The 2,355-nt window shown below is 46.0% G+C and carries 3 protein-coding genes; all 3 read right to left on the bottom strand.

From position 1 onward, the window contains the following. Positions 1-21 precede the first annotated feature (21 nt). Positions 22-1,524, bottom strand: coding sequence for an IS66 family transposase (gene tnpC, locus C7Y69_RS21215; protein ID WP_126874086.1), 1,503 nt, complete (start codon positions 1,522-1,524; stop codon positions 22-24). An 86-nt stretch (positions 1,525-1,610) separates the two neighbouring features. Then, positions 1,611-1,961 carry an IS66 family insertion sequence element accessory protein TnpB gene (tnpB, locus tag C7Y69_RS21210; RefSeq protein ID WP_013784480.1) on the bottom strand — a complete coding sequence of 117 codons (351 nt, stop codon included), beginning with the start codon at positions 1,959-1,961 and terminating at the stop codon, positions 1,611-1,613. Continuing rightward, complete coding sequence (gene tnpA, locus C7Y69_RS21205; protein ID WP_013784481.1) at positions 1,958-2,278, bottom strand: IS66 family insertion sequence element accessory protein TnpA; 321 nt, start codon at positions 2,276-2,278, stop codon at positions 1,958-1,960. The genes tnpB and tnpA overlap by 4 nt, the downstream gene beginning before the upstream one ends. Positions 2,279-2,355: the final 77 nt, after the last annotated feature.

Genomic DNA, 2,355 nt, shown 5'->3' with positions numbered 1-2,355 from the left:
GTAAGCGTCCGATAATTCCACCTAGCGCTTAGCAAACTGCCATGGTAGCAGTTGCTCGATATTGACGTCGGGCTGGCTGAGTTCATCAAGGCAAGTCATCACATACTCGAATACGTTCAGGTCGTTGGCTTTAGCCGTTTCGATGATGCTGTAGAGAACAGCGCTGGCGTTGGCGCCCGTGGCCGTTTGGCTAAACAGCCAGTTTTTTCTACCTATGACGAACGGCTTTATCCCGCGCTCAGCGCGATTATTATCGATACTCAATAACCCGCCGAGTGTATAGCGTTCCAGCTTTTTCCATTGGTTTAAGCAGTATTGTATCGCTTCGCCCAACTTGGTTTTGGGTAACACTTGTTGAGCCGATTTCATTAGCCACATATGAAGCTGGCTCAGTAACGGCACACTTTTTTCTTGTCTTGTAATATATCGCACCTCTACCGTTTTATCTTTTAGCTGGGTTTCTAGGCGGTAGAGTTTTTGGATGTGATTGAGTGCCCAATCCGCTTTGCCACTGCCTTTCTTACCTGCGCCTTTTTTGGCTTCCATGAACTTACGGCGTGCATGTGCCCAGCAACCAATGAGTATGGCTTGCGTTTGCTCGTAGCCTTGATAGCCATCCACTTGTAAGTAGCCGCTGTAACCTTTAAGGAAGTCTACGGCGCATTGCCCAGCGCGACTATTGTGATAGTCGTACAGCACGATATTAGGTATCTCTGTCCCCGAGATATTACCGGTAGGTGAGTCAGCGCCACTGGCGTACAACCACATGTAGCTATTCACTTTCTCAGATTCAACGACCTTCAGCGTGGTTTCATCCGCCGCGATAACCGGTTGTTTCAGGATATGTTGATGGAGCTGGTCATAAAGCGGTTTAAATAGCTCAGCGCAGCGGATTATCCAGTCAGCCATGGTTTTACGACTTAATTCGATACCATGCTGTTTGAACATAGACTCTTGTCGATACAGCGGTAACCCATACTGATATTTGCTGGTAATGATTTGGCTTAATAAACTTGGGGTCGCATAACCTTTAGGGATAACGCTGTGAGGTACAGGCGCTTGTTTTACTGTGTTGCTAATACCGTCTTTCTCACAGGTACGACACGCATATTTAGGGCGAACATGCTCAATCACTTTGACCTGAGCAGGAATAAACTGAAGCTTTTCTGACTTATCTTCACCAATGCGATGTAGCTCACCTGCACAACAGCCACAGACTTTTTCTTCGTCGCTAATATCGTGAACGATAACCTCACGAGGTAGGCCTTTGGGTAACGGTTTACGTGTGGGCTTTTTACGCGTGTAGCTTATGGCTTCTTCTTGCGTATCTGATTCAACAGCAAGCGCTTCCGCTTCATTAAACAACTCACCTTGCCCAGGATGACCTTCGGCGCTTTGACCGAACTGTTTATGCTGGGAAATACGAAACTGCTCCTCAAGATATTGATAGCGAGACATCACCTGCGACAACACCTTTTTCAATGTTGCTGGGTCATCAGGTAAGCTTTCGATATCAATATTCATGGTCTTATTATAATGTAATAATGCATTGATTTACCGACATTATTAAGACGATTTCGTGATCGTTAATCGCTACTTATGATCACAGGTTATAAGCCGGATGCATTGTAGTGCAACGGCTGATGGCCTATTACATCGTAGCCTGATAACAGCCACTGTAACTGCTGTTCACTTACATTCAGATGCTGTAAGTTAGCATCGACAGGCCACTTGAACCGATGCTTCTCGAGACGTTTGTACCAAAGCGCAAAGCCCGTTTTATCCCAATAGAGTATTTTGAGCTTATCGCGCTTTTTATTGCAAAACACAAACAGCGCATCACGAAAGGCATTGAGCTCCATGTTCTGTTCGACCACTACAATCAAGCCATTAATCGATTTACGAAAGTCGACGATATCCATGTATAAATAAACGTCGGCAGGCTCAACAAACATCTTCATTCAGCTAGTGCCTTCATCACGGTAGCAAGCCAGTGAGGGCTAACATTCGTTGGCACGCTAAGATGAGCGCTCCCAAGTTGCAGAAGAAGTTCGCCACCGGTCTCATCGGTGTGTGACTCAACCTTTGTTACTTCACGTTTGACGTGAACGAACTTGCTGTGAGTACGCTGAAGACGAATATCACGTCGCCTGGTGTAGTAGGTTTGGACATTAATCTGTTGCTGGCGGCAAAACGCCACCGCTGTGAGTCCACTTTGTTTTTGTTGCTCAAATAAATTGAGCCAGTCTTCTACTTCTCTTCGTTGATGATGCGCCATGGTCATTCTCCTTAACAAAGAGAGCACCATGACGTAGAAAACCTATGAATTGAATGTGGGGATTACCGGACGGACAC

Source organism: Alteromonas sp. KS69, assembly GCF_003989595.1.
Classification (GTDB): domain Bacteria; phylum Pseudomonadota; class Gammaproteobacteria; order Enterobacterales; family Alteromonadaceae; genus Alteromonas; species Alteromonas naphthalenivorans.
The sequence above is the reverse complement of the archived record's forward strand: the minus strand, read 5'-3'. Positions and strand labels throughout refer to the sequence as shown.